Source organism: Flavobacterium tibetense (assembly GCF_003293845.1).
Classification (GTDB): domain Bacteria; phylum Bacteroidota; class Bacteroidia; order Flavobacteriales; family Flavobacteriaceae; genus Flavobacterium; species Flavobacterium tibetense.
The window spans coordinates 146,838-172,770 of record NZ_QLST01000005.1; the positions used below are offsets into that span (position 1 = coordinate 146,838).

General features: G+C 33.1%; 29 protein-coding genes. 12 read left to right on the forward strand and 17 right to left on the reverse strand.

Translation table 11 applies throughout. The features are described from left to right. Positions 1-8: 8 nt before the first annotated feature. Complete coding sequence (locus tag DPN68_RS05575) at positions 9-308, forward strand: hypothetical protein (protein WP_113988655.1); 300 nt, start codon at positions 9-11, stop codon at positions 306-308. A 13-nt stretch (positions 309-321) separates the two neighbouring features. Here DPN68_RS05575 and DPN68_RS05580 read toward each other — a convergent pair whose 3' ends face one another. From DPN68_RS05580 to DPN68_RS05605, 6 genes are all read right to left on the reverse strand, one after another. Further along, on the reverse strand, positions 322-651 hold the full coding sequence (locus DPN68_RS05580; protein WP_113988656.1) for a DUF6787 family protein: 330 nt from the start codon (positions 649-651) through the stop codon (positions 322-324). A 4-nt stretch (positions 652-655) separates the two neighbouring features. Beyond that, entirely contained in the window at positions 656-1,057 is a 402-nt protein-coding gene (locus tag DPN68_RS05585; protein WP_113988657.1) for a DUF6146 family protein, read from the reverse strand. 110 nt (positions 1,058-1,167) lie between these two features. Next, positions 1,168-1,740: a hypothetical protein gene (locus DPN68_RS05590; RefSeq protein WP_113988658.1), complete on the reverse strand. Its 573-nt coding sequence runs from the start codon at positions 1,738-1,740 to the stop codon at positions 1,168-1,170. 36 nt (positions 1,741-1,776) lie between these two features. After that, entirely contained in the window at positions 1,777-2,733 is a 957-nt protein-coding gene (locus DPN68_RS05595) for a D-2-hydroxyacid dehydrogenase (protein ID WP_113988659.1), read from the reverse strand. 63 nt (positions 2,734-2,796) lie between these two features. After that, a complete protein-coding gene (gene serC, locus DPN68_RS05600; protein ID WP_113988660.1) occupies positions 2,797-3,870 on the reverse strand; it encodes a 3-phosphoserine/phosphohydroxythreonine transaminase in 1,074 nt (357 codons plus the stop codon). Positions 3,871-4,008: 138 nt separating this feature from the next. After that, positions 4,009-5,064, reverse strand: coding sequence for an acyl-CoA reductase (locus DPN68_RS05605; RefSeq protein WP_113988661.1), 1,056 nt, complete (start codon positions 5,062-5,064; stop codon positions 4,009-4,011). Positions 5,065-5,201: 137 nt separating this feature from the next. On the opposite strand from DPN68_RS05605, the gene DPN68_RS05610 reads away from it, so the two are divergent. From DPN68_RS05610 to DPN68_RS05620, 3 genes are all read left to right on the forward strand, one after another. Beyond that, positions 5,202-5,552: a 4Fe-4S dicluster domain-containing protein gene (locus DPN68_RS05610; RefSeq protein WP_113988662.1), complete on the forward strand. Its 351-nt coding sequence runs from the start codon at positions 5,202-5,204 to the stop codon at positions 5,550-5,552. Between the two features lie 61 nt (positions 5,553-5,613). Further along, positions 5,614-6,069, forward strand: coding sequence for a hypothetical protein (locus tag DPN68_RS05615; protein ID WP_113988663.1), 456 nt, complete (start codon positions 5,614-5,616; stop codon positions 6,067-6,069). Positions 6,070-6,166: 97 nt separating this feature from the next. Continuing rightward, complete coding sequence (locus DPN68_RS05620) at positions 6,167-7,339, forward strand: hypothetical protein (RefSeq protein WP_113988664.1); 1,173 nt, start codon at positions 6,167-6,169, stop codon at positions 7,337-7,339. A 70-nt stretch (positions 7,340-7,409) separates the two neighbouring features. Here the strand turns inward: DPN68_RS05620 and DPN68_RS05625 are convergent, their stop codons facing one another. After that, positions 7,410-7,946 (reverse strand): hypothetical protein, encoded by a 537-nt coding sequence (locus tag DPN68_RS05625; RefSeq protein ID WP_113988665.1) that lies wholly within the window; start codon positions 7,944-7,946, stop codon positions 7,410-7,412. A gap of 249 nt (positions 7,947-8,195) precedes the next feature. On the opposite strand from DPN68_RS05625, the gene ychF reads away from it, so the two are divergent. From ychF to DPN68_RS05655, 6 genes are all read left to right on the forward strand, one after another. Beyond that, positions 8,196-9,290 (forward strand): redox-regulated ATPase YchF, encoded by a 1,095-nt coding sequence (ychF, locus tag DPN68_RS05630; RefSeq protein ID WP_113988666.1) that lies wholly within the window; start codon positions 8,196-8,198, stop codon positions 9,288-9,290. Between the two features lie 275 nt (positions 9,291-9,565). Then, positions 9,566-10,243: a hypothetical protein gene (locus DPN68_RS05635; RefSeq protein ID WP_113988667.1), complete on the forward strand. Its 678-nt coding sequence runs from the start codon at positions 9,566-9,568 to the stop codon at positions 10,241-10,243. Positions 10,244-10,411: 168 nt separating this feature from the next. Next, positions 10,412-12,268, forward strand: coding sequence for a DNA topoisomerase IV subunit B (locus DPN68_RS05640; RefSeq protein ID WP_113988668.1), 1,857 nt, complete (start codon positions 10,412-10,414; stop codon positions 12,266-12,268). Positions 12,269-12,279: 11 nt separating this feature from the next. Beyond that, complete coding sequence (locus tag DPN68_RS05645) at positions 12,280-13,350, forward strand: PDDEXK nuclease domain-containing protein (protein ID WP_113988669.1); 1,071 nt, start codon at positions 12,280-12,282, stop codon at positions 13,348-13,350. 1 nt (position 13,351) lies between these two features. Further along, positions 13,352-13,972 carry a hypothetical protein gene (locus DPN68_RS05650; protein WP_113988670.1) on the forward strand — a complete coding sequence of 207 codons (621 nt, stop codon included), beginning with the start codon at positions 13,352-13,354 and terminating at the stop codon, positions 13,970-13,972. A 57-nt stretch (positions 13,973-14,029) separates the two neighbouring features. Then, the gene (locus DPN68_RS05655; RefSeq protein WP_113988671.1) at positions 14,030-16,735 is read left to right on the forward strand and encodes a DNA gyrase/topoisomerase IV subunit A; all 2,706 of its coding nucleotides are present in this window, start codon (positions 14,030-14,032) and stop codon (positions 16,733-16,735) included. Positions 16,736-16,774: 39 nt separating this feature from the next. Here the strand turns inward: DPN68_RS05655 and DPN68_RS05660 are convergent, their stop codons facing one another. From DPN68_RS05660 to DPN68_RS05690, 7 genes are all read right to left on the reverse strand, one after another. Beyond that, positions 16,775-17,551 (reverse strand): TerC family protein, encoded by a 777-nt coding sequence (locus DPN68_RS05660; RefSeq protein WP_113988672.1) that lies wholly within the window; start codon positions 17,549-17,551, stop codon positions 16,775-16,777. A 15-nt stretch (positions 17,552-17,566) separates the two neighbouring features. Next, positions 17,567-17,953, reverse strand: a complete 387-nt coding sequence (locus tag DPN68_RS05665; protein WP_113988673.1) for a DNA topoisomerase IV — start codon at positions 17,951-17,953, stop codon at positions 17,567-17,569. Between the two features lie 157 nt (positions 17,954-18,110). Further along, complete coding sequence (locus DPN68_RS05670) at positions 18,111-18,341, reverse strand: DUF6095 family protein (protein WP_113988674.1); 231 nt, start codon at positions 18,339-18,341, stop codon at positions 18,111-18,113. Next, positions 18,342-18,809, reverse strand: coding sequence for a hypothetical protein (locus DPN68_RS05675; RefSeq protein ID WP_113988675.1), 468 nt, complete (start codon positions 18,807-18,809; stop codon positions 18,342-18,344). It abuts the gene before it with no gap. Positions 18,810-18,828: 19 nt separating this feature from the next. Beyond that, positions 18,829-19,644: an N-acetylmuramic acid 6-phosphate etherase gene (gene murQ / locus DPN68_RS05680; RefSeq protein WP_113988676.1), complete on the reverse strand. Its 816-nt coding sequence runs from the start codon at positions 19,642-19,644 to the stop codon at positions 18,829-18,831. Between the two features lie 128 nt (positions 19,645-19,772). Continuing rightward, entirely contained in the window at positions 19,773-20,504 is a 732-nt protein-coding gene (locus DPN68_RS05685; protein WP_113988677.1) for a ZIP family metal transporter, read from the reverse strand. Continuing rightward, the gene (locus tag DPN68_RS05690; protein ID WP_113988678.1) at positions 20,504-21,268 is read right to left on the reverse strand and encodes an SAM-dependent methyltransferase; all 765 of its coding nucleotides are present in this window, start codon (positions 21,266-21,268) and stop codon (positions 20,504-20,506) included. Before DPN68_RS05690 ends, DPN68_RS05685 begins: the two co-directional genes overlap by 1 nt. Before the next feature lie 109 nt (positions 21,269-21,377). Between DPN68_RS05690 and DPN68_RS05695 the strand changes: the two genes are divergently transcribed. Beyond that, positions 21,378-22,544: a THUMP domain-containing class I SAM-dependent RNA methyltransferase gene (locus DPN68_RS05695; protein ID WP_113988679.1), complete on the forward strand. Its 1,167-nt coding sequence runs from the start codon at positions 21,378-21,380 to the stop codon at positions 22,542-22,544. Between the two features lie 11 nt (positions 22,545-22,555). Beyond that, the gene (locus DPN68_RS05700; protein WP_113988680.1) at positions 22,556-22,792 is read left to right on the forward strand and encodes a hypothetical protein; all 237 of its coding nucleotides are present in this window, start codon (positions 22,556-22,558) and stop codon (positions 22,790-22,792) included. A gap of 30 nt (positions 22,793-22,822) precedes the next feature. On the opposite strand, the gene DPN68_RS05705 is transcribed toward DPN68_RS05700, so the two are convergent. From DPN68_RS05705 to DPN68_RS05715, 3 genes are all read right to left on the reverse strand, one after another. After that, entirely contained in the window at positions 22,823-23,185 is a 363-nt protein-coding gene (locus tag DPN68_RS05705; RefSeq protein ID WP_113988681.1) for a DUF2200 domain-containing protein, read from the reverse strand. Positions 23,186-23,238: 53 nt separating this feature from the next. Further along, complete coding sequence (locus DPN68_RS05710) at positions 23,239-24,765, reverse strand: NACHT domain-containing protein (protein WP_113988682.1); 1,527 nt, start codon at positions 24,763-24,765, stop codon at positions 23,239-23,241. Between the two features lie 203 nt (positions 24,766-24,968). After that, positions 24,969-25,931: a sodium-dependent bicarbonate transport family permease gene (locus DPN68_RS05715; protein ID WP_113988683.1), complete on the reverse strand. Its 963-nt coding sequence runs from the start codon at positions 25,929-25,931 to the stop codon at positions 24,969-24,971. Between the last annotated feature and the right edge of the window lie 2 nt (positions 25,932-25,933).

A 25,933-nucleotide genomic window follows, 5' to 3' on the forward strand; every position in this document is an offset into this window, starting at 1 on the left:
TGAATAAAATGAATACCAATAAAGTGCTTGCCAAAAAACAAACTAGTAACAAAACAGCTAAATTAATTTTAGGAATTCTGTTTGATTTTATAGGAATGTTATCGTATTTGATTCCTGGAATTGCAGAAACTTTAGATATAGTTTGGGCACCTATCTCAGGTTTTCTTTTGGTAGCAATGTACAAAGGTTATACGGGAAAAGTAGCTGGTATTATTGGTTTTCTTGAGGAAATCCTTCCGTTTACGGATGTTATTCCAACATTCACATTAACCTGGATTTACCAATATATCTTCAAAAAAGAAGACTAAAAAAGGGAGTTTATTACTCCCTTTTTAATTTTGAATCTACATAATTAGAAATAAAACCCAGTTTCATTCGGTCTAACATTTTCTTTTCAAAGTTCCAAAAGAACTCAAACTGACCAAAAATGGCTCCAATTACTACCAAAAGTACTTGATAGGCAGGAAAAATAATCAACAAACGAAACGGCCAATACAACCAAAGTGATAAATTTTCTTTTGTAATTCCTAATAGTGACGTTACGGGTTTTGATAAATAAGCAGCTGTTGAACCAGTAATTGCAAATACAATTAATATTATCGTAAGTTGCCAGTTAGAAGTAATGTTCCAACGTTGTTTTAATTTATTCATGGTATTAAATTCGGGGAGAAAAACCTCCTAAGTTTACATTGTTTTTTTGTTGAAAATAGACCAAATAGTTAAAAAGTAAGTAATTAACTTCATAGCCATAATTAGTATGAGAATCATAGTCAATTCGCATTTCGTATAAATTGCGGTTTTGTAGTGGTAAATTAGCTCTTGTATTCCATTCCAAAACCCAAACTCGATTTCGAGCTTCTAAATACGACTGTGAATAATAACCTCTTGGTCTTGCGTGACTCATAAGCCAAGCGTTAAAACTAGGATCGAAAATAATTATTTCGTACTCCAACTCTTCATTTGATATACGAATGGTATCATTATTTGGATTTTTAGTATCGGAAAAAGTTTTGTTTCCTTGCGAAGCATTACAACTCAAGAGCAAACCAAATATCAATCCTACTATCCAAAAAATACCACTTCATTTTTACCAGATTTTCAAAAAGTAAAGATAAAAAAAAGCACCGACATTTGCCGATGCTTTAACGAATTTTATGTTTTTTAGAATTACTTTTTTCCGAAAAGTCCACCTAGTAAACCGCCAAGTCCGCCTTTTTTAGATTTGGCATTACCACTTAAAGCTGAAATAGCATCCTGTAAGTCAACTTTTCCATCACCATTTTGGTCTAAACCGAAAGCGCCACCGTATTTAGTAACCATTTCCATTAAATCGCCACCTTTTCCGCTAGAAATAGAACCCACTAAATCTTCAATGTTGAATCCTTTTTCTTTTGGATCTTTGGCTTTATTAATTAGGCTTCCTAAAATTTGAGGTATCATATTGTTAGCTACCCCGTTTGAAGTTTCTTGTGGCAAATTAAATTTTGAACCTAAACTCCCCGAAACTTTTTCTGTTAATTGTTTAATTACAGGATTGTTGCTATCTAATTTTGATTTACCAGACAATAATCCGGCCAAATCGCCTAAATTACCGCCAGTTGCCATTTCTTGTAAACCTGATAACATTGAATTGCTAGTTTCTTTAATTACTTCTTCATTTTTTTCATTCGGGATGGCGTTGTTTTTTACAACTGCATCTGTTCCATACTGTTTTGCTAAATCTAATAGTTGGTCAAACATGATTTTATTGTTTTTTGTTTTGCTAAAAATAATAAATTAATTGTTTTTAAGCAAACTAATGATTTGATTTGCTAATTCTGTACCAATTCTATCTTGTGCTTCTAAAGTTGCTGCTCCAATATGAGGCGTTAATGAAATTTTTGGATGCATCAAGATTTGAATTTCTGGATTAGGCTCGTTTTCGAAAACATCTAAACCTGCAAAAAGTACTTTTCCAGCATCTAATGCAGCTACTAATGCTACTTCGTCAATAACACCGCCACGCGCACAATTGACGATTCCAACTTCATCTTTCATAATGTCAAATTCTTCTCTTCCAATGATGTAACCGTCTTGAGAAGGAACATGCAAAGTAATAAAATCCGAATGTTTGAAAACGTCTTCTAAAGATTCGGTAACAATATCTACATTGATGAACTGACCGTTATAAAAATCTACTCGAATTACAGCCTCACTTACATATTTATCAGCTGCAATTACTTTCATACCTAATCCTAATGCCATTTTAGCAACAGCCTGCCCAATTCTTCCAAATCCAATGATTCCCAATGTTTTTCCTCGCAATTCAATTCCATTGGCATACGCTTTTTTCAATCCTTCAAAATTAGAATCACCTTCTAACGGCATGTTTCTATTGGCATCATGTAAAAAGCGAACACCAGAAAACAAATGCGCAAAAACCAATTCCGCAACACTTTCAGAAGAAGCCGCTGGTGTATTAATTACGTGAATACCTTGTTTTCTAGCATATTCTACATCAATATTGTCCATTCCAACACCGCCGCGACCAATAATCTTTAAACTTGGACAATTGTCGATGATGTCTTGTCTTACTTTGGTTGCGCTTCGCACTAAAAGTACGGCTACTTTATGTGTATTGATAAAATTGGCTACTTGTTCTTGTGCTACTTTGGTTGTTATAACTTCAAAACCGCCTTTTTCTAAAGCTTTAATGCCGCTTTTTGAAATGCCGTCGTTTGCTAATACTTTCATTTTTGAATTTATTGTTTATGGTTTGTTGTTTATGGTTTGTTGTTTGTTGTTCACTGCGATTGTTTACTGAACTCTATTTTTCAATTCTTGCATTACATCAACTAAAACTTGTACACTTTCCAATGGCAAAGCATTATACATAGAAGCTCTATAGCCACCGACAGAGCGATGTCCAGTTAAACCTGAAATGCCTGCTTCTTTCCACATTTTATCAAATTGTTCTTGATGTGACTCATCTTTTAGTACAAAAGTAGCATTCATTTTACTTCTATCTTCTTTTGCTGCTGTTCCTTCAAATAGAGGATTGCTGTCGATTTCGTTGTATAATAATGCCGCTTTTTGGTTATTGATTTTTTCTATGGCTGCAATTCCGCCTAAGTTTTTCAACCATTGTAATGTTAACAATGAAGCATAAACAGGAAATACAGGTGGTGTATTGTACATGCTTTCTTTAGCAATATGTTGTTGGTAATCTAACATGTTAGGAATAGTTCTTCCTGTTTTTCCTAGAATTTCTTCTTTGATTACTACCAATGTTGTTCCAGCTGGACCCATATTTTTCTGAGCACCGGCATAAATCAAATCAAATTGCGAAAAATCTAATACTCGTGAAAAAATATCCGAACTCATGTCGCAAACTAGTGGAATAGTAGTCTTTGGAAACGATTGCATTTGCGTTCCAAAAATGGTGTTGTTACTGGTGCAATGAAAATAATCTGCATCTATTGGAATGCTGTATTCCTTTGGAATAAAATTGTAATTTTCTGGTTTTGATGAAGCTACTACAAGCGTTTCTCCAAAGTGTTTGGCTTCTTTTATAGCGCCGCTAGCCCAAGTTCCTGTGTCTAAATAGGCTGCTTTTCCGTTGACTTTCATTAAGTTATAAGGAACCATTAAAAATTCCAAACTGGCGCCGCCCGATAAAAATAAAGCTTGGTAGCCTTTTCCTTCTAAACCTAATAATTCTAGCACCAAAGCTCGTGCTTCTTCCATAACCGCGACAAAATCTTTACTTCTGTGTGAGATTTCTAGAAGTGATAATCCTGAATCATTAAAATTTAAAATTGCTTGTGCTGATTTTTCAAAAACTTCTTGAGGAAGAATACAAGGACCAGCACTGTAGTTGTGTTTTTTCATTACGAAAGGTTGTTAGTGTGTTGTTTAAACCGCAAATTTCGTAATTCTTTCAGGAAAATTCAGTTAGAATTTATTAATAATTAAGGCATGTTATTAACAATTGTATATTTTTTCGGCTTTATTTTTTTGAAATCCAACTTAGATTTTGGTTAAAAACGCCAAAGTATCCACATTATCGGCATAATCCCAAAGTTTGGGTTGTTGGGTTTGCCCAAACCCAACACTATTTTCGGTTAGTCCATTGGAAACAATACATTGAATTTGTTCGTGTTCGGTTTGAAGTCGATTTTTCAATGCTGCTACATCTTCATAAAATTCATAAAACACACTAGAAATGGGCGATGAATAACTTACATCTTCTCGAAGCGTCAAAAAACCGTTATCTAATAATTTGTAATTACTCATCAAATAAACGGCTTTGTTGTAGTCGTAATTATTGGCGTATTTTTCGTATTTGACTATGTCTTGGTATTCAAAAATGGCTTGAAAAAAAGCATCAAAATTGTAATTTTTTGGCACGAAAAGTTTGGATACATTTCTGCAACCTAATCCAAAATAACGTAAAATATCTTCTCCTAAAAGCACTAAATCTTCATGCGATTCATTTCCAGTTAAAATAGCAACAGAATTTCTGTTTTTACGAATGATATTTGGTTTTGAACTGAGATAATACTCAAAATAGCGAGCTGTGTTGTTGCTTCCAGTGGCAATAACTGCATCAAAACCTTCTAATTTTCCTTCAACAAATGTTATTTTTTCGCTAAATCTTTGGTCTAAAGTGATTAGATATTGAACTAAAAATTTCAATAAATGTTGGTCATTAGAAGATGTTTTTACCAAAGCTTTATGTCCAGAAATCAAAACTGAAAGTAGATCATGAAAACCAACTAGCGGAATATTTCCTGCTAAAATCAGCCCGATATTTTTTTCTTTTTCTACGAATGAATACGGCTCCAACCAAGTGTTTAAGTTGGATTCTGTTAAAGCATCAGCCCAAGATTTTAATGAAAAAGTTACATTTTCAGGTGTGAACCAACCGTTATGCGATTGCGAAAGTTCGATTAAATTTGCCATTGGCTCAAAATACAAATCGTTGTATAAAACCGAAGTATTTTTGGTATAGTTTTCAGAAGAAAATTGGCGCAAGAAGTTGCCTAATTCAACAAAACTCGATTTTATTTCACTTTGTAACATTTGTATCTTGTTTATATTTAGTATACGTTGTATTTTTGCACAAAGATATGAAGTGAAAAGGCATTAGCCAAAAGTTTAAATTAATTAAAGTCTCAACTTTTAAACAATTAAACTTTTAAACAATTAAACTTAAAGAAATGGCAATTATTATAACAGACGAATGCATTAACTGTGGCGCTTGCGAACCGGAATGTCCAAACACGGCAATTTATGAAGGTGCTGACGATTGGCGCTGGAAAGACGGCACACGTTTGAGTGGAAAAATTATTTTACCTGACGGAACTGAAGTGGATGCTGATGCAGCTCAAACACCAGTTTCTGATGATATTTATTATATTGTTCCTGGAAAATGTACCGAATGTAAAGGTTTCCATGAAGAACCACAATGTGCTGCGGTTTGTCCGGTAGATTGTTGTGTTCCAGACGATAATCATGTAGAAAGCGAAGAAACTTTACTAAACAGACAAGCGTTTTTGCATAACGAATAAAATTTAGATTAATAACATTATTCCCAATAACGATAAAAGTTAGTTGGGAATTTTTTTTGCTATGATAAAAAAACTATACAAGAAAAACGAAATGTTAACTGTTTTTCTAACTACATACATTGTTTTGCTTATTTTCTTTTTCTTTTTTAAAATCACACAATATGTTAATGGTAATATTTATGATGGAAAAGTAATCGGTAAAAAACAATTTAAAGTAGAAAAATATTCTAGTTACACAAGGAAACATTATAAAACATACGTTTTTCCTCCAAAAATTGAATTTACTGATAAAACAGGAGAAGTTAGGAACTATTCTCAAGTAGGTTGGGAAGAAGCTGTTCCGTTCGAACTTGATGAGAAAATAAAGGTTTTAGTAACTAAAAATGATGAGGTATACATTTACAGCTTATTTACCTTTTGGTTGGAAATAGAAAAAGTTATTAAACTTTTAGGAGTTTCAATTATACTTACTGTTTTTATTGAAATTGTAATTCACTTCATTAATTTTGGTAAGTAAAAATCCTTTTAGTGTTATAGTTAATCCCTTTTATTTATTAATCAAATTGTTAATTTGGAATAATTTTCATACATTTGAAGTATAATAGCTTGGTTTTATGATAAATAAACTTATCCTATTATTCTTTTTTACTCTTCAAATTGCAGTAGCGCAAAATTTGGACATCATCATTATTGTCAAAGATTTTGAAACGGATTTACCTATTGATGAAGTTACTATAACAGCAATTAAAACCAAACAAGGTTTTCTTACCAATGCCGAAGGAAAAGCCATTTTACATCTCACAAAACCATCTGATTTAGAGTTTGTGCATTCTTCTTATAGAACTTATATCGTGAAGTTTTCAACGTTGAATAAAAAAGAAAACGTCGTTTACTTAGAACCTGTAACCCAACAATTAGAAGAAGTCATTCTAACGCGAGAACATCCTCAGGAAATTTTGAAGCAATTGGTAGAGAAATCAAAAAGTCAACTCACTATTCCTATAAACTTAAAAATTTATTTGCGTGAGTTTTACAAGAAAAATGACAAAATGGTTTATTTCAATGATGGTTTGTTGAATTTTCAAGTTTTGGGAAATGTAAAGAACGTAAAGTCAGATATATTGGTAGAACAAAATCGTGCTGTTGGTTTATTAGATGCAGATATAGATGCTAATTTATTAGGTTATGATTTGAATAACATCATCGAAAATTATTACCAATTCAACTATTTGGACGAGGTTTTAACCAATAGAGCGAAGAAAAATTATGATTTTCAGGTAAAAACGTATCTTCCTAATGATGCTTATTTGCGTATACGAATAGTTCCGTTGGATGAAGTAAAAGGAATTTTATCTGAATTTAATGTGGTTTACGACACCGAAAAAAGGTTAATTATGGAAATAACTTCAGTAGTTACTCCAAGTCGTTTAGATGAATGGAAAGCTGCTTTTTTATCTAGTAGCAAGGTTTTTAAATTAGAATTTCGCAATGTTTTTCGCATGGAAGATGGGATTTATTACCTAGCTAATTCCAAAGAAGTTATTGGTTTTGAGAAGAAATACAAAAAACAAAACCGAAGAATTGAAGTAAGGAATCACATGGTTGTAACTAATTTCGACAAAAAATTATTCGAATACGATTCACATAATATTTTCAAAGATAAATCCCTGATTAATAAGAAAACAATGGTTTTTAGTAACTATTGGGATAATGATTCGGGCTTGCTAGCAACAGCAGAAGAGAAAGCAGTTATTGATTATCTATCCAAAACGGATGATTCTGACTAAGGCAAAAATCAAATAAAAAAAACTGCTTCCTAAATTTCTTCAAGAAGCAGTTTTAGCAAATTCTATTTTTTTATTTGCTTACATCATATTTTTCGTAAGTAATAGAATCTGTATTTGGATCATAAGTTTCCAAAATTAGATTCCCTTCTACATCAAAATAACCAATAGCTATTTTGTTTTTGTTTCTATAAATGAAATTATTAGTAGATGTTTTTCTCAAAAAGGCTTCTTCCTTTTTATCTTCAGATAATATTCGATATCCTTTACTGTCTAATGAAACATTGTATTTTTTTCCATTTAATAAATAATGTGAAGAACGATCAATATCAACCGTTCTGGTAGAACCATCTGGGTTAGTTATTGTAGTTGTCGTTTTAACATTTACAGGAGAAGCTTTCATATCCATGTTGATGTTTTTTGGATCTTGTTCTTTTAGTTCAATGTTTTGGACTTCTCTCGTATTCTCTTTTTTTACATACGTTTTCTCTCCTTTAGAGTCTTTGATTGTTGTAGTTGTTGTTTTTGTTTCGTCTTTTACGTTTTTGTTTTGACCGAACGTAGTACTTGTAACGAAAAGAAATAGTAACCCAATTATTGTTGCTTTCATAATTTATTTATTAATATTAATAATCCATAAAGGTAGGAATTGCTATTTCAGTGATGTTATATAATAAAAGTCAGTTGTTATATAATTCCCTTTGATAAATTAATTCTATTACAGAACTTTAAACGTATTTTGCTAGTATTCTGCTTTGTTGCTTTCCAACTTTTAAACTATATTTGCACACTTTTAAAAATACATTCATAATGAAACGCTTTGCGTTACATATCACTTAATAAAAAATATCAAATAGATATGAAAGCAGGAATTGTAGGATTACCCAATGTAGGAAAATCAACTTTATTTAATTGTTTATCAAATGCTAAGGCGCAAAGTGCAAACTTCCCGTTTTGTACAATTGAGCCTAATATTGGTGTGGTAAACGTTCCAGATCCGCGTATTAATCGCTTGGAGGAATTGGTTAAGCCAGAGCGTGTTCAAATGGCAACGGTGGATATCGTAGATATTGCAGGTTTGGTAAAAGGAGCAAGTAAAGGAGAGGGATTAGGAAATCAATTCTTAGGAAACATTAGAGAATGTAACGCCATTATTCACGTTTTGCGTTGTTTTGATAACGATAATATTGTGCACGTTGATGGTAATGTAAACCCAATTCGTGATAAAGAAACCATCGATATCGAATTGCAATTAAAAGATTTAGAAACCGTTGATAAACGTTTGGAAAAAACCAATCGTGCCGCAAAAACAGGAAACAAAGAAGCACAAGCTGAAAAAGCATTGTTAGATAGAATTCGTGAGACTTTAATGGAAGCGAAATCCGCTCGTACGGTTGTTCCTCAAAACCAAGATGAGGTGGATATGATGGAAGAATTCCAATTAATTACAACAAAACCGGTTCTATATGTTTGTAACGTAGACGAAGCTTCGGCTGTAAACGGAAACAAATATGTAGACCAAGTGCGTGAATTAGTAAAAGATGAAAATGCTGAAGTAATCATCCTTTCAGTAGGAGCAGAAGCCGATATTACTGAATTAGAAAGCTACGAAGAGCGCCAAGTATTCTTAGAAGATATGGGATTAACCGAGCCAGGTTCGGCAGTATTAATTCGTGCGGCTTACAAATTATTGAACTTACAAACCTATTTCACAGCTGGCGTTAAAGAAGTGCGCGCTTGGACTATCAAAATTGGAGATACTGCACCAAAAGCAGCAGGAGTAATCCATACCGATTTTGAAAAAGGATTCATCCGTGCCGAAGTTATCGCATTCGAAGATTATTCAACTTTTGGTTCGGAAGCAAAAGTAAAAGAAGCCGGAAAATTGAGAGTAGAAGGTAAAGAATACATTGTAAAAGATGGTGATGTGATGCATTTCCGTTTTAACGTATAGTCATTGCGAGGAACGAAGCAATCTCAGAAAATAGCGATTAGAAGTTAGAAAATAGAAGGAACCGCTGATTGATTTTGGCGGTTTTTTTGGGCCTATTTCCAGCTTTTCATTGCAAGTTTTTTTGTTTTTGCACTATTTTTCTAAGTTTTCAAAGGAGCTTCTTGGGTCGCTCTTCAAAAACAAGAAAAATTAGCACAAAAGCAAAAAAAGCTTTCCATTGCAATCTGGGGCAATAAATCACGTTATAATAGCAAATTTTACTTTAATCAATTTCAATGAAAATCATTAAAAGCGTACTTGTTTTATTAGTGTTTTTAAGTTTAATTTATTCTTGCAAGGAATCAGAAGCATTTCCTGAAGGAAACACTTTTTATTTTTCTGAACCACAACCAATAAATGACTCTGAAATTTATTCCATTCCTAACAAGTTTGTAGGATTATATGTTAATGAAGATTCCATTTATGTGAATATTTCAAAAAAGTATATTCTAAAAGAAAGTTATTTTAAATTTAGAATTCATGTAGATAGTTTAGAAATTGTTGCAGACGAATTAGTTCAAATTAATGGAAAATATATTTTTAATAATAATGAAACTTTTCATCAGCAAAAAAGAATTGGTGATTCAATAGAATTTACTGATAAGAGAGTTGATACTTTTTTTGTTTTTTCAAATAATCAAAAGGCAAAACGGATTAGTGGTAAGTTGGTTTTGAGTGAGAAAGATTCTATTTATTGGCAATCTAAATTAGTTTATTTGGATAAAGAAAATTTGGTAATCAAATATTTATATTCTGATGATGATTTAAGAAAAATGGATTCTATAACTAAAATTAAATCCAAACAACTGGATTCAACTTCTTATTTGATTTCTCCTTCAAGGGCTGAATTCAAACGTTTTTTTGAAATTAAAAATCTTGGATACGAATCAAAATATAGAAAAGTTAAAAAGTAAAAGCTTTTTTTTCAGTTAGTTTTTTATAGCGAAATTTTAGATACGGTTTGTCTTTTTTCTTTCCTCTTTTTTCTATCTTCTTAACCACATTTTGTCAATAACTTCTTCTTTTCTCACTTTCATTCTTTGGAGATAAATGCTATATTGCACAAAATCCAAATTCTGTCTATGTTAGAGCAAAATCAATATACCGAAGACAATATACGTTCCCTCGATTGGAAAGAACACATTCGTATGCGTCCTGGTATGTATATCGGAAAACTCGGTGATGGTTCGTCGCCCGATGATGGTATTTATATTTTATTAAAAGAAGTATTGGATAACTGTATCGATGAATTTGTCATGGGTGCAGGAAAAACAATCGAAGTTACCATCAAAGATAAACTCGTTACGGTGCGCGATTATGGTCGAGGCATTCCTTTAGGAAAAGTAGTCGATGTAGTTTCCAAAATGAATACCGGTGGAAAATACGATTCCAAAGCCTTCAAAAAATCAGTAGGTTTAAATGGTGTTGGTACTAAAGCTGTAAATGCACTTTCTAATTATTTTCGAGTAGAATCGGTGCGTGATAACCAACAAAAAGCAGCGGAATTCTCTGCTGGAAATCTAACTTTAGAAGAAGACGTTCAAGAATCTACAAAGCGTAAAGGAACCAAAGTTTCGTTTATTGCCGATGAAGCGATTTTCAAGAACTACAAATACCGAAATGAGTACATCATCAAGATGCTCAAAAATTACTGTTATTTAAATACTGGATTAGTCATTTATTACAATGGCGAAAAGTATTTTTCAGATAACGGTTTAAAAGATTTATTGGAAGAAGCGATTCACCAAGACGATATGGTGTATCCAACGATTCATTTGTTGGGCGATGATATCGAAGTGGCTATTACACACAGTAAATCGCAATATTCAGAAGAATATCATTCGTTTGTTAACGGACAAAATACCACGCAAGGAGGAACGCATTTAGGTGCTTTTCGTGAGGCGATTGTAAAAACCATCAAAGAGTTTTACAATAAACCTTTTGAAGCTTCCGATATTCGTAAATCGATTGTTTCGGCGGTTTCGGTTAAAGTGGAAGAACCTGTTTTCGAATCACAAACCAAAACCAAATTAGGTTCTACTGATATTGGTCCGAATGGTCCTTCAGTACGTTCGTTTGTCAATGATTTTATTAAAACTAAGTTAGATAATTTTTTACATAAAAATCCAGAAGTTGCTGATGCTTTACTGCGCAAAATTTTACAAGCTGAGCGCGAACGTAAAGAGCTTTCAGGAATTCGGAAATTAGCCAAAGACCGAGCTAAAAAAGCCAGTCTGCACAATAAAAAGTTACGCGATTGTCGTGTGCATTTAACCGATGCAAAAAACCCAAGAAGTTTAGAAAGTACGCTTTTTATTACCGAGGGAGATTCGGCTTCGGGTTCCATTACTAAAAGTCGTGATGTAAATACACAAGCGGTGTTCAGTTTACGTGGTAAGCCTTTGAATTCATACGGAATGACTAAGAAAATTGTGTATGAAAACGAAGAATTTAATTTATTACAAGCCGCATTAAACATCGAGGAAGACATGGGCGATTTGCGTTACAACAATATCGTAATTGCAACCGATGCCGATGTCGATGGTATGCACATTCGCTTGTTGTTGATTACATTTTTCTTGCAATTTTTCCCTGAGTTAATTAAAGACGGACATTTGTATATTTTGCAAACGCCTTTGTTCCGTGTGCGAAATAAAAAAGAAACAATTTATTGCTATTCCGACCAAGAACGAGTGGACGCAATTGAAAAGTTAAAGCCAAAACCAGAGATCACCCGATTCAAAGGATTAGGGGAAATTTCGCCAGATGAGTTCAAGCACTTCATTGGCGAAAGCATACGTTTAGATCCAGTAATGTTAGACAAAGCCACTTCTATTGAAACCTTGTTAGAGTTCTACATGGGTAAAAACACTCCAGACCGACAAGAGTTTATCATTAATAATTTGAAAGTTGAGTTGGATGTGGTGGGGAAAAATTAGAAAACATTAATTTGTCAAAAGAAGTTCAAAATACCAATTTATTCCAACAAGTTGCTGTTTTATTAAAAAATGCAAAGCAACAAGTCTTGCGTGCCGTAAATTCAACGATGGTTTATACCTATTTTGAGATAGGAAGAATGATTGTTGAAGAAGAACAAAACGGAAAAGAAAGAGCGGATTACGGAAAACAAGTTTTGAAGGGACTTTCGGAGCAATTGACAAAGGAATTTGGAAAAGGTTTTTCTGTTGATAATTTGCAGAATATGAGAAAATTATATTTAATATATTCAAATTACGAGACACTGTCTAGTATTTCTGAAGATGTAAAAACAAAATCCGAGACACCGTCTAGTATTTCCGAGAAAAAAGAATCTCCTGTAGTAGCTTTACATTTTATACTCACTTGGTCGCATTATACTTTTTTGATGAATATCGACGATGCTAAAGAAAGAAAATTTTATGAAATAGAGTCGATTAAAAATCGATGGAGTTTAAGAGAATTAAAGCGTCAATACAATTCGGCATTATATACAAGATTGGCTTTAAGCAGAGATAAAGAAGGAATTTTGAAACTATCAGAAGAAGGTCAAATTATAGAGAAACCTAAAGATATTATTAAAGATCCATATATTTTGGAATTTTTAGGTTTGCCCGAATTACATCAGTATTCGGAATCTGAATTAGAACAGCAAATCATTAATAAATTAGAACATTTTCTTTTAGAATTGGGCGAAGGATTTGCATTTGTAGCTCGTCAGAAGAGAATAACATTTGACGAAAAACATTTTCATATTGATTTAGTTTTTTACAATCGAGTTTTAAGAAGTTTTGTTCTCATCGATTTAAAAATTGGCGAATTGAAACATCAAGATTTGGGTCAAATGCAAATGTATGTAAATTATTACGATCGAGAAATGCGTTTGGAAGGCGAAAATAAAACCATTGGAATTGTACTTTGCCAAAACAAGAGCGATTTATTGGTAGAATACACATTACCAGAAGATAACGAACAAATTTTCGCTAGCAAATACAAAACTATTTTACCAAGTAAAGAAGATTTTAAACGCGTGATTGAAGGATAAGATGAAATATATCAAATTCATATTATTGTTTTTATTTTTTGTTTCATGTCAGGAATCAAAAACTAAAAAGAATACCAAAAAAAAAGAATCAAAAATTGTAACAAAAGAATATGATTTTTCAGATTCAATGCAATTTAAATTTGAGGAGATTGCTTCGATTGAAGTTTATTCTTTTTTGAATAAGGCAATGGTTGAAATATATAAAAATTATAGAAAAGATATTAATTTTAATTCAGATGTTCAGATGTCAAATGATTTTATTAAAGAAAAAATAAAGTTAAATGACAAACAAAAATTAGAATTATTTAATCTGATAACAAAAGATTCTTGTAAAACGGAACAAAATCCTTCGGAATGTTATAATCCAAGACATGCAATTTTTTTTAAAGACAACAAAAATAAAGTTTTAGGTTCTATCGAAATTTGTTTAGATTGTGATGTTTTTAATCATTCCGAGAGTTTAGGAAACGCAACATTTTATTGCTATGATGATATGAGAATTTTTTTATATAATGTGGGAATTAGATATTTTATAAATGACGATCATAGAGGAAATAAAACAGAAGAAGAATATTCTGAAATAGAACGAATTCATAGAACATTACCTAAGTTAAAAGATTAATATTATAACATTGTGAAACTTAGTTTAAAACTTTGAGTAACATAGTGCTACAAAAATATGAAAGACGAAGAAGATAACATCATTCCAAACGAAGACGAAAATTTCGATAACCAAGACCAATCCACTAACGAGGAAGGTTTTGAAGATATTCGTGTTTCTACAGGACATCATTTTTACGAAAACAACGAAAACCCAGAAGACACCATTACCAAAGTTACAGGAATGTACAAAGATTGGTTTTTGGACTACGCTTCGTATGTAATTTTGGAACGTGCAGTTCCGGCGATTGAAGACGGTTTTAAACCAGTACAACGTCGTATTATGCACTCCATGAAAGAGCTAGATGATGGGCGTTACAATAAAGTAGCTAATATCGTTGGACACACCATGCAGTATCACCCTCATGGAGATGCGAGTATTGGTGACGCCATGGTGCAAATTGGGCAAAAAGACCTCATTATCGACATGCAAGGAAACTGGGGAAATATCTTAACAGGAGATAGTGCCGCAGCTTCCCGTTACATCGAAGCCCGAATTTCAAAGTTTGGTCACGATGTGTTGTATTCGCCAAAAATCACCGAATGGGGAATGTCATACGATGGTCGTCGTGCCGAACCAATTAATCTTCCAGTGAAGTTTCCATTGTTGTTAGCCCAAGGTGCTGAAGGTATTGCCGTAGGTTTATCAACAAAAGTTTTACCACACAATTTTAACGAGTTAATAGACTCGTCTATCAAAATATTAAAAGGAAAACCTTTTACTTTATTTCCTGATTTTCCAACCGCTGGTATTGCTGATGTTTCCAATTATAACGATGGAATGCGCGGCGGACGCGTTAGAGTTCGTGCCAAAATTAGTCAATTGGATAAATCGACTTTAGTAATTACCCAAATTCCGTTTTCAACCAATACGTCAACCTTGATAGATAGTATTTTGAAAGCCAACGAAAAGGGAAAAATAAAAATCAAGAAAATTGAAGACAACACGGCTGCTGAGGTTGAAATTTTAATTCATTTGCCAGCTGGTGTTTCGCCTGATAAAACTATTGATGCGTTGTATGCATTCACGGCTTGTGAAACTTCGGTAGCGCCTCTAGGTTGTGTGATTGCAAATCACAAGCCATTGTTTATTGGGGTTTCTGATATGTTGAAAATTTCGACCAACAGAACGGTTGATTTGCTGAAACGTGAATTAGAAATTCAGTTGGACGAATTAGAAAATAAATGGCATTTCTCCACGTTAGAAAAGATTTTTATTCGTGAAGAAATGTATATCGACTTCAAATTGTATTCCGACAGAGAATCGTTGAACAAATACATGTACGACCGATTTGAACCATTCAAAAAGTCGTTTGTTCGTGAAATTAATGATGACGATTTGCAAAAATTAACCCAAATTCCAATGATTCGTATTACGCGTTTCGACTCGGATAAAGCGGATGATGCCATTGCAAAATTGGAAGCTGAAATGGAACAAGTGAAATATCATTTGGATCATATCATTGATTATACGATTGATTTCTTCCAAAAACTAAAAGACAAATATGGAAAAGGTCGCGAACGTCAAACCGAATTAAGAAGTTTCGATACCATTGAAGCTACCAAAGTGGTTCTACGTAATACCAAATTATATGTAAATAAAGAAGAAGGATTTATTGGAACTAGCTTAAAGAAAGACGAATATGTTGCAGATTGTTCCGATATTGATGATGTAATTGTGTTTTTACGTGATGGAAAAATGGTCATCACGAAAGTAGATGATAAAAAATTCATTGGAAAAGATATTATTCACATTGCCGTTTTTGATAAAAATGACAAACGAACCATTTACAACATGATGTATCGTGATGGTAAAAATGGTGCCACATTTATCAAACGTTTTAATGTTTCAGGAGTTACAAGAGACAAAGAATATGATTTAACGCAAGAAAAACCAGGTTCTCAAGTCTTGTATTTTTCAGCAAATCCAAATGGAGAAGCTGAAGTGGTTACTATTTTACTACGTCAAGTAGGAAGTGTGAAAAAACTGAAGTGGGATGTTGATTTTGCAGACATCATGATTAAAGGTCGAGCTTCCAAAGGAAATACGGTTACCAAATATCCTATCAAGAAAATCGAGCTAAAAGAAAAAGGAATTTCAACTTTACGTCCGAGAAAAATTTGGTTTGATGATACGGTGCAACGTTTGAATGTAGATGGAAGAGGGGAGTTGCTAGGCGAATTTAAACCTAATGATCGTTTATTGGTAATCAATCAATCAGGAAAACTAAAGACTATAATTCCCGAGTTAACTACGCATTTTGAGGAAGACATGATAGTGTTAGAAAAATGGAAACCAAACAAACCAATTTCAGCTATTTATTTTGATGGAGAAAAGGAACGTTATTATGTGAAACGCTTCCTGATTGAAAATGAAAATAAGGAAGAGATTTTTATTTCAGAGCACGATAAATCGCAATTGGAAATTGTTTCAACTGATTGGCGACCGATTGCTGAGGTAATTTATGCCAAAGTGAAAGGTGTTCAAAAAGAAAACCAAATAATTGATTTGGAGCAATTCATTTCAGTAAAAGGAATAAAAGCTTTAGGAAACCAATTAACGGCAGATAAAATTAAGCAAATCAATTTATTAGATCCGTTACCTTTTGAAGAACCTGAAGAAATTGAGCCAGAAAAAATGGAAGTAAATAATGAAGAAAATCTTTCTGATGACATCAAAACAGATTTAGAAGAAGACGGACAAATTACTTTGAGTTTAGAATAAAAAGAAACCTGACAGATTTAAATTTGTCAGGTTTTTTGTTTAATCTATTTTTTTCTTACGCATTTTCATATTCAAAAATTCCACACCGAGTGAAAATGCTATGGCAAAATACAAATAGCCTTTTGGTACAGCACCAATTTCTTCTCCAGCCAATACCGCATGTGACAAGTGCATACTTTCGGTAGTTAACATAAAACCAATTAAAATTAAAAATGCCAATCCTAAAATTTGAATCGAAGGATTTTTATTAACGAAATTACCAACGGGAACCGCAAATAGCATCATAACAAAAACTGAAATGACAACCGCGGTAATCATAATGGTAAGTGCGCCATTTACTCCGTTTGTCATACCAACGGCAGTTAAAATACTATCTACAGAAAAAATGATATCAATCATCAAAATTTGGAATAATACACTTCCAAATGTTTTTGCAGCACTAGGCTTTAAAGCAAGTTCTTCATCGCCTTTATGGTCTACTTTTTCGTGAATTTCTTTGGTGCTTTTATAGATTAAGAAAATTCCACCAAGTAGCAAAATCATAGCTTGTCCGGTAAAACTTGCTTTGAACCAACCCCAATCTACACTGAAAAATGGTGCTTTCATGGCAATTAGCAACGTAATTCCAAATAGCAATGCAATTCGCATGAACATCGCCAGGAATAAACCAATTCGGGTTGCTTTTTTGCGTTTTTCTTCAGGAAGTTTTCCAGTAACAATTGAAATGAAAATAATGTTATCAATTCCTAGAACAATTTCTAGAAAAGTTAGGGTAAGAAGTGCTACCCAAGCATCAACGCTTAAAAATACTTCCATAAAAATTAAATTAGTTTATTGCACGCGTTTCGCTATTCCTTTTTGTTTGTTTAAATCCCCAACAAATGAGTATTCAAACGTATAGGAATCAGCAGTTGTAGTCAAAATTTTAATGTGTATTCCTTTTTTCTCTTCTCTGTTTTTAGGCTTGATGTTTTGCAAAATAAATTCACAATCGTTTACCCAACGCACAGAAGAAGAATCAGTTTTTCCTCTAAATGTTTCAATTTGTAAGGAATCATTTCGTTCAAAAATGGAAGTTTCTAGCTTTTCATCAATTTCTAGATCGAAAGAAAATTTCCCTGTTTTATAATCCTTGCAATTGCGTTCTTGGTTGTAGCAGGAAGTTAGTAGCAAAGTTGTAAGTATAATGTAAAATGTATGTTGTAAGTTGATTTTCATAGTTGCTTTATTTGATAGCGAATTTTAATTTTAAAATAGAAACATTTTACACCCCTAAAGTCCCCTCAAGGGGACAATCCTTCTAAGAAATTTCACTTTTAAAGTTATTTAAATGTTGAAATTTGATTTTTGAACATGTACTTGAACTTGAACTTTGCTATTGCTTATCTCCATCAAACAAACTTTTAATAATGGTATTTATTCCTTTGAAAATTAGGAATATAGCAAAACCACAAATCATAATTCCTAATCCTAAAATATAAGGATATAAAGGATTTTCTTTGTTCTTAAAAGCACTATTAATAATAATTGGACCAATAAATAACGTAGGTAAAGCGCCTGCCAAATATTGAATTCCTTTTAAAAGTATTTTTCTATTGGTAGCCATTTAAAATCGGATGTTTACGCCAACTCCATTTTGATTGGTGATGATTTTCATATCGTAATTGTAGCCCAATTTATTCTTGTCTTTTGGAGCTGTTTCGTTGTACAAGTCAATACTTTTGGCAACACGATCGCGATTTCCGCTTAAAATTGGAATAGAAATTCCAGCTACAACAACTCCTGCTAATGAAATAACAGTTGGATACGTTTTGTTTTCAGTAGTTAAGCCCATAGCGGCATCAGCAACGCACAAACCAATTCCTGTTGCAAGTAAAATTCCGCCCCAAGATTGTCTTGATTTCGCTTTGTTATACATATTCAAAGCTTCTGGGTTTGCCATTAAAATTTTCTTTACATCGTGTTTGTAAACCAAAGAATCGTTCACATAAAATTTATTGTCTTCAATTTTAATTTGTTGCGAAAAAAGTAAACTTGTAAAAAGTAAGCTGATAGTAAAAAATAATGTTTTCATATTGGATGTTTTGGTTAGTTTATTGGTTTTTATAATAATTGACGGCAGCTCTCACGCTACCTTTTTCTTTTAAAAGTTGTTCGGCTGCTTCATAGGAAATTCCAGTTTCCTCCATAATCATTTTGGTGCCGCGATCGATTAATTTGGTGTTGCTTAATTGCATATCTACCATTTTGTTGCCTTTTACTTTACCCAATTGTATCATGGTTGCTGTTGAAATCATGTTCAATACTAATTTTTGAGCCGTTCCCGCTTTCATTCGCGAACTTCCTGTTACAAATTCTGGTCCCACAACGACTTCAATTGGGTATTTTGCAGTTAAAGCTAACGGACTTCCAGTATTGCAAGTGATGCAAGCGGTTGTGATTCCTTTTGAATTGCAAGTTTCCAAACCACCAATTACGTATGGCGTTGTTCCCGAAGCGGCAATTCCAATGACAACGTCATTTTCGTTAATATTCCATTCTTGTAAATCTTTCCAAGCTTGTTGGGTGTCGTCTTCGGCAAATTCTACGGCTTTTCTTATAGCAGTATCGCCACCAGCAATAATTCCAATGACTAAATCAAATGGAACACCAAACGTGGGCGGACATTCCGAAGCATCTACAATTCCTAATCGACCCGATGTTCCCGCGCCAATGTAAAACAAACGACCGCCTAATTTCATTTTTTCCACAACAGCTGTAACAACCGCTTCAATTTGCGGTAACGCTTTTTCTACTGCCAATGGAACGCTTTTGTCTTCGTTGTTGATATTCGCCAACAAATCCGTAACCGACATTTGTTCTAAATGTTCGTATTTGGAAGCTTGTTCGGTGGTTTTAATGAAGTTCATGGGTTGTAAATTCTCAACCAAAGATAAAGGAAAAAAAGTTCCTCACAAAGTGAATTTTTCAGAAAAAAAGAAAGTTGAAAATCAAGAATTCTTAATAGCTTAAATTTTTATGTTCGAAATTGGTTTCACTAATGCGAATGTCCCATTTCCATGAAAAAAGCCAATAAAAATCCCAATACAATCATGGTAATTTTTGCCAAATTAAATTTATGCCCTTCGTTGCTTTCAAAAATAATGGTGGAAGAAATATGAAACAAAATCCCTACTACAACTGCTGAAATTTCTTTGGAATAATGTTGGGCAAAATGCATTTGTTCGGCTAAAAAAGTTCCTAGTGGCGTCATTAAAGCAAAAGCAAACATAAAACCGAAAATCATTTTCTTTTCCATTTTGGCATTCACAAAAAATAAAGTCAATATGATGGCAATTGGAAAGTGATGCACGGCAATTCCATAGGCTAAATTCGTATTTTCTTGAATAGGAAACCCTTCTAATAATGCATGCAAACACAAGCTAACGAACAACAACCAAGGAATGTGATGCAATTCGTCGTTTTTATCGGTATGAATATGAACGTGACCGTGTTCGGCGCCTTTGGAAAAGAATTCTAAAACAATTTGGAATAAAATTCCAATCATGATAAACAAACCAACAGGTAATCGGTGTTCGTGTTCGCCTTCGTGATGGTGGTGATGACCTTCTTGGAATAATTCAGGTAATAAGTGCAAAACCGTCAACGACAATAAGAAAGCACCACTAAATGCCAAAAGCAATTTGATGTTTTTCTTTTTCTGAGGTTTTAAGAACAAAGCAATCAAAAAACCTGCAATTACGGCGAAAAAAGTAATGATATATTGCATTATTTGAATATCATGATTAAACGTTCGGATTGGTTTTTGTAGAATTTTCGCAATTTGTAATCGCCAAAAATATCCAATAAATAAATGCCTGCTTCTTCCATCATTTGTTCAAAATCTTCCAATCGTAAAGCTTGCACTTTTTCGGTGAAATGAAAATTTTGTCCATCAGCTTCAAACGCAATTTCTTTGAAAATATGTCCGTCTTTTAAATAGCGTTTTAAGTGAAAATCAATGCCATCAACCGTTTTTGTTTCTTCAGGAACCAAATTTTCCAACACATAATCCACATTCATAAAATCGATACAAGCAAATCCGGTTTCTGTCAAACTGTTGTGAATCGCTTTTAATGTCGTTAAGTTATCGGCGTCATTTTCGAAGTAACCAAAACTGGTGAACAAATTGAAAATAGCATCGTATTTTTCATCGCAAGTTTCGCGCATATCGTGCACTTTGAAATGCAGTTTTTCATTGGCAAACTGACTTGCTTCTTTAATACTGTTTTCAGATAAATCAGCACCTGTAACCTCATAACCTAACGAATTCAAATATATTGCATGTCTACCTTTACCGCAAGCCAAATCTAAAATTTTAGCTTCTTCGGGTAAGTTCAAATACTGCGTTATATTGTCCATAAACAATTGTGCTTCCGTATAATCGCGGTCTTTGTACAAAATGTGATAATAAGGTGTGTCAAACCAAGAAGCAAACCAGTTTGTTTGGTTGGGTGATTGGTTTTGAGTAATAGGTTTTTGGTTTTCTAACATTTAAAAGCGATTGAATTCTTTGAACTTGCAAATTTAATGTATTTTTGCACAAGAATACTTAATTATTACAATTGCAATTCATTTTTGCGATTGAACTTGAATTAGAACGATGGAGAACTTTAAAATGGTAGCCAAAACTTTTTTTGGCTTTGAAGAAATATTAGCCAAAGAATTGAGACAATTGGGCGCTCAAAATGTGGAAATGGGAACGCGAGTGGTTACATTCGTAGGCGATAAAGGTTTTATGTACAAAGCCAATTTAGCTTTACGAACTGCTATTAAAATATTAAAACCTATTCATACTTTCAAAGCGTTTAACGACAAAAGTTTGTATGACGGTATGATGCGAATTGATTGGTCGGAATACATGAACGAACACCAAACGTTTGTTTTTGAAACTACGTTGCATTCGGAACATTTTAATCATAGTCAGTTTGTGGCTTTGAAATCTAAAGATGCTGTAGTGGATCAATTTCGTGATAAAACAGGCAAACGTCCGAATATTGACAAAGATTTTCCAGATGTGCGTTTTCACATTCACATTGATCGTGATGTTTGTACGGTTTCTCTAGATTCTTCGGGAGAATCGTTGCATAGAAGAGGTTATAAATCGGCTACCAATATTGCCCCTATCAATGAAGTTTTGGCAGCAGGAATGCTACTTTTATCAGGTTGGGATGGCAACAGTCATTTCTTAGATCCAATGTGCGGTAGTGGTACTATTTTGGCAGAAGCAGCAATGATTGCTTGTAATATTCCAGCCAATATTAACCGAAAAGAATTTGCTTTTGAAAAATGGAGCGATTGGGATAGTGAATTGTTCGATAAGGTTTTGGAATCGTTATTGAAGAAAACGCGTGAATTTCATTACACCATTACAGGTTATGACAAAGCGCCAAGTGCTGTTACCAAAGCGAAAGACAATATTAAAAATGCTAATTTAGACGAATACATTACGATAAAACAAGCCAATTTCTTCGAAACCGAAAAAACTACCGAAGGTTCGTTGCACGTGGTGTTCAATCCGCCGTATGGTGAGCGTTTGGATATTGACTTGGAACGTTTTTACAGAGAAATTGGAGATACTTTAAAACAAAGTTACCCGAATACAAATGCCTGGTTTATTACTGCCAATTTGGAAGCTTTGAAGTTTGTTGGGTTAAAACCAAGCAGAAAAATTAAGTTATTCAATGGAAAACTAGAAGCCCGATTCGTGAAATACGAAATGTATGCCGGTAGCAAACGTACTAAATTTCAAACTCATACTGACAACTAAACTATTGCCTTATGTTAGCTAAAAAAACCAAAGCCTTTTTATACAACTTTTTCGGATTTTCTGCTTTTTATATCCCTTCGTACCTGTTGATTATGAATTTCACACATTTACAAGGATTTTGGATTGCTGGAACTTCATTTGTAGTGTCCTTACTTTTATCACCAAAATTTCAATACATGAAAACCGCTGATGGCGAAAAGATTTTCATGAAATGGCTTTTTACTAAAGGGATAAAGGAAGTGGGGTGAAATGGTGTTGAAATTTAAATTGGTAAAACTTTACTTTCTTAAAATTTTTTCCATTTTTTTGCCTTTTGTTAGTTCGTCTACAAGTTTATCTAAATAGCGCACTTGCTTGGTTAATGGATTTTCGATTTCTTCAATGCGGTAACCACAAATCACACCAGTAATTAGCGTTGCGTTTGGGTTTATGTTGGCGTTTTTGAAAAAGGCTTCAAAAGTGGCATTTTCGTCAATCAATTCTTGAAGTTTTTTGGTATCAAAACCGGTTAACCAATGCATCACTTCATGTAATTCTTCAACGGTTCTGCCTTTGCTTTCCACTTTTTTAACATAATGCGGATATACAGCGGCAAACGTCATTTTTGCTATTCTTTCGTTGTGTTCTGGAGTGGGTTTCATTTGGTTTATGGTTGTAGTTGTTGTTTTAAGTTTGAATATTTTATAGGTGTAATTTATTGGTTGCTTGAAGAGTCGTCTAGTTGATTATCAGCAGTTTTTTTTAAGATTATAAAAGAGTTTCCTTTTAGCCATTTTAATTCTATTGTTCCTTTTAAGTTTCTTTTCTTCACAATTTCTGAATAAAGTTCGACATTATATCGTTCTTCGCGTTCATCGGGTCTTGGTAAAGCAAACTTAACTCGATTTGAATGAACTATATCACTAATAAATTTTTTTGCTTGATCATAGTTTTCAAAATTATATTCCATTATGTAAATATCACCTTTTAATTTTCGATCACGATATGCCAAATATGCAAGGAAAAATTCATAAATTGATTTGTGCGAAAACTTATAGTTACCTAAGGAATTTCTATTTAGTAATGAGCGACTTTTGATTTCGATGTCATTTAAATTAATTTTAAAATCACTGGATATTTTCTGAGCCACTTCAAGCGGAATATATATTCCATTACTTTCGTAGTTATTGTAAATATAGTTTGCTACTTCATATGAAAAGAATATTAAATTCATTCTGAAATCAATTCTCTTCTCTTGTTCATATTTATTAGATTCCCGTTTAAGCCAATTTATAATTAGTGCTTCATATACATCAAATATTGTGGTTAGATTCTTTTTATCGGTTTCGATGATATCTTTGATGTAGGATAGAAGCATTGGTCTAACCATTAAATCGTTTGTTTCGTTAATAATTTTAAACGCTTTTCTCTTTTTAGAAATCTCATAAAAATGAAATGTCTTATTAATGTATTGCCGAATGTTTCTTTTGTCGAACGGAGAAATATATAATTTTTTCACAATGTGATATCCATTTCCATCAGTATTAAATTTTTTTATTTTAAGTTCAAATGGTTCGTCTTTTTCAGAAGTAAAGAACTGTGTTCTACAAGTTATTATTATAAGGTGAAAATCTTTAACGAGATTGATGATTTCGTCGAACTTCTCCTTTATTGTTTCATTATCAACTAATGGTACTTCATCAAATCCATCTAACAATAAAATTGTCTTACTCGGATTCTCAATTTTTAAAATATAATCTTTAATTACATTATAATTTTCACCCAATGGTAATAATTTAATTGGACGGCGGTGAAAACTAATTCGAAAAATTGAACTATGACGAGAGAATAAATTAAGCATAAATGTTGACTTTCCCATACCTGAATCTCCCAGAATTAAATAGAATCTAGTTTCGTTGTCTTTTATTTTGAAAACCTTTTTTAGAAAGAAGTTTAGAAGGTCTTCTTTTGTTGAAAAAGCATGTGAGTTTTTGTAATTTAGGTCATTAGCAGGATCAATATTTTGGCACTTTGTTCTGATATAATTTTTCTTTGCATCGCTAATCGTTTGTTGATTATAAAATGGGAATAAATCCTGACCTTCCTTTTTTTCTTTGATAAAGTTTTTTACTGTGATAGATAATTTATAAGCTGTTGCTATAATTGTAGTAATTGTCAAGCCTTGAAAAAGTATGTTTCCTTGATTCAAAAACCAGTTCCAAAGTGTGCTAAGTATTTCCATTTATAAAGTTATAGTGACAAGTTTGTAGGTATATGTTCATATATGACATTATTATTCAAATCTACCCAATTTAGGTCTTTATGCATAACAAAATCTCATTCCTCAAATATAACAAAAATCCCAACACCATAAAAAAACAAAGTCGGCAGCTGTAACTAACCGACTTTGACTAACCAAAAAATTATAAAAAGAAAACATTAACCTCAAAGGGATTCGGCAATTAGGAAATAAATAGGCATTCCTAAAGTGATGTTGATGGGGAACGTTACCGCTAACGCCATGGGTAAAAACAACCCTGGATTGGCTTTGGGAACGGTAATTTTCATCGCAGCTGGTACGGCAATGTACGAAGCACTAGCCGCTAATATTCCAAAGATGAATCGGTTGGAAATGTCGTCTGTTACATACGAACTCAACCAAGTGAACACACTTCCATTGACTAACGGAATGATCATGGCAAACAAAAACGGAAACCAACCGTGAGCAAAGAACGATTTTAGTTTTTTTCCGCTGGTAATTCCCATGTCTAAAAGGAAAATGGCTAAAAATCCTTTGAATAAATCATTGGTGAACGGTTCAATGCCTTGCGCTTGTTTGGCGCTAGCTAAATAACCAATGATTAAACTTCCTAGAATTAACAATACACTACCATTGGTAAAAGAATGTTTTAAAATGGTGCTTTTCTTTATTTTGGTAGTTTTTTCTTTATTGAAAATCGAAATCAAAATCAATCCCACAATAATTGCTGGTGATTCCATCAATGCCATGATGGCAACCATATAACCGTGCAACACCATGTCGTGCGATTCCAAATAAGAAACTGCTGTTACAAATGTCACCGCGCTAATAGAACCGTAGGCAGCGGCAATAGCTCCAGCATCGTAAACAGGCAATCTGCGTTTTAAGATGAAAAAAGTATACACTGGAATAGCAACAGAAATGAAGATTCCGAAAAGCATCGCCCAAATAATTTCTCCTGTTATGGGTTCGTGCGAAAGTTCTTGTCCGCCTTTGAATCCAATGGCAAATAATAAATATAATGATATGAATTTGGAAGAATTTTGTGGAATTTCTAAATCACTTTTCAGATAAACGGCTAAAATTCCTAAAATAAAATACAATAAAGCAGGATTGGTTAAATTTTCTAGTAAAAGATCAAAATTCATGA

Bases quoted from the DNA above. Each gene is read 5' to 3' on its own strand.
- DPN68_RS05690 (WP_113988678.1), bottom strand. From the start codon at position 21,268: ATGTTAGAAAACCAAAAACCTATTACTCAAAACCAATCACCCAACCAA.
- DPN68_RS05710 (WP_113988682.1), bottom strand. From the start codon at position 24,765: ATGGAAATACTTAGCACACTTTGGAACTGGTTTTTGAATCAAGGAAAC.
- DPN68_RS05635 (WP_113988667.1), top strand. From the start codon at position 9,566: ATGAAAATCATTAAAAGCGTACTTGTTTTATTAGTGTTTTTAAGTTTA.
- DPN68_RS05590 (WP_113988658.1), bottom strand. From the start codon at position 1,740: ATGTTTGACCAACTATTAGATTTAGCAAAACAGTATGGAACAGATGCA.
- murQ (WP_113988676.1), bottom strand. From the start codon at position 19,644: ATGAACTTCATTAAAACCACCGAACAAGCTTCCAAATACGAACATTTA.
- DPN68_RS05575 (WP_113988655.1), top strand. From the start codon at position 9: ATGAATACCAATAAAGTGCTTGCCAAAAAACAAACTAGTAACAAAACA.
- DPN68_RS05640 (WP_113988668.1), top strand. From the start codon at position 10,412: ATGTTAGAGCAAAATCAATATACCGAAGACAATATACGTTCCCTCGAT.
- DPN68_RS05625 (WP_113988665.1), bottom strand. From the start codon at position 7,946: ATGAAAGCAACAATAATTGGGTTACTATTTCTTTTCGTTACAAGTACT.
- ychF (WP_113988666.1), top strand. From the start codon at position 8,196: ATGAAAGCAGGAATTGTAGGATTACCCAATGTAGGAAAATCAACTTTA.
- DPN68_RS05685 (WP_113988677.1), bottom strand. From the start codon at position 20,504: ATGCAATATATCATTACTTTTTTCGCCGTAATTGCAGGTTTTTTGATT.
- DPN68_RS05705 (WP_113988681.1), bottom strand. From the start codon at position 23,185: ATGAAACCCACTCCAGAACACAACGAAAGAATAGCAAAAATGACGTTT.
- serC (WP_113988660.1), bottom strand. From the start codon at position 3,870: ATGAAAAAACACAACTACAGTGCTGGTCCTTGTATTCTTCCTCAAGAA.
- DPN68_RS05675 (WP_113988675.1), bottom strand. From the start codon at position 18,809: ATGAAAACATTATTTTTTACTATCAGCTTACTTTTTACAAGTTTACTT.
- DPN68_RS05660 (WP_113988672.1), bottom strand. From the start codon at position 17,551: ATGGAAGTATTTTTAAGCGTTGATGCTTGGGTAGCACTTCTTACCCTA.
- DPN68_RS05615 (WP_113988663.1), top strand. From the start codon at position 5,614: ATGATAAAAAAACTATACAAGAAAAACGAAATGTTAACTGTTTTTCTA.
- DPN68_RS05715 (WP_113988683.1), bottom strand. From the start codon at position 25,931: ATGAATTTTGATCTTTTACTAGAAAATTTAACCAATCCTGCTTTATTG.
- DPN68_RS05605 (WP_113988661.1), bottom strand. From the start codon at position 5,064: ATGTTACAAAGTGAAATAAAATCGAGTTTTGTTGAATTAGGCAACTTC.
- DPN68_RS05620 (WP_113988664.1), top strand. From the start codon at position 6,167: ATGATAAATAAACTTATCCTATTATTCTTTTTTACTCTTCAAATTGCA.
- DPN68_RS05670 (WP_113988674.1), bottom strand. From the start codon at position 18,341: ATGGCTACCAATAGAAAAATACTTTTAAAAGGAATTCAATATTTGGCA.
- DPN68_RS05610 (WP_113988662.1), top strand. From the start codon at position 5,202: ATGGCAATTATTATAACAGACGAATGCATTAACTGTGGCGCTTGCGAA.
- DPN68_RS05595 (WP_113988659.1), bottom strand. From the start codon at position 2,733: ATGAAAGTATTAGCAAACGACGGCATTTCAAAAAGCGGCATTAAAGCT.
- DPN68_RS05655 (WP_113988671.1), top strand. From the start codon at position 14,030: ATGAAAGACGAAGAAGATAACATCATTCCAAACGAAGACGAAAATTTC.
- DPN68_RS05650 (WP_113988670.1), top strand. From the start codon at position 13,352: ATGAAATATATCAAATTCATATTATTGTTTTTATTTTTTGTTTCATGT.
- DPN68_RS05700 (WP_113988680.1), top strand. From the start codon at position 22,556: ATGTTAGCTAAAAAAACCAAAGCCTTTTTATACAACTTTTTCGGATTT.
- DPN68_RS05580 (WP_113988656.1), bottom strand. From the start codon at position 651: ATGAATAAATTAAAACAACGTTGGAACATTACTTCTAACTGGCAACTT.
- DPN68_RS05695 (WP_113988679.1), top strand. From the start codon at position 21,378: ATGGAGAACTTTAAAATGGTAGCCAAAACTTTTTTTGGCTTTGAAGAA.
- DPN68_RS05665 (WP_113988673.1), bottom strand. From the start codon at position 17,953: ATGAAAATCAACTTACAACATACATTTTACATTATACTTACAACTTTG.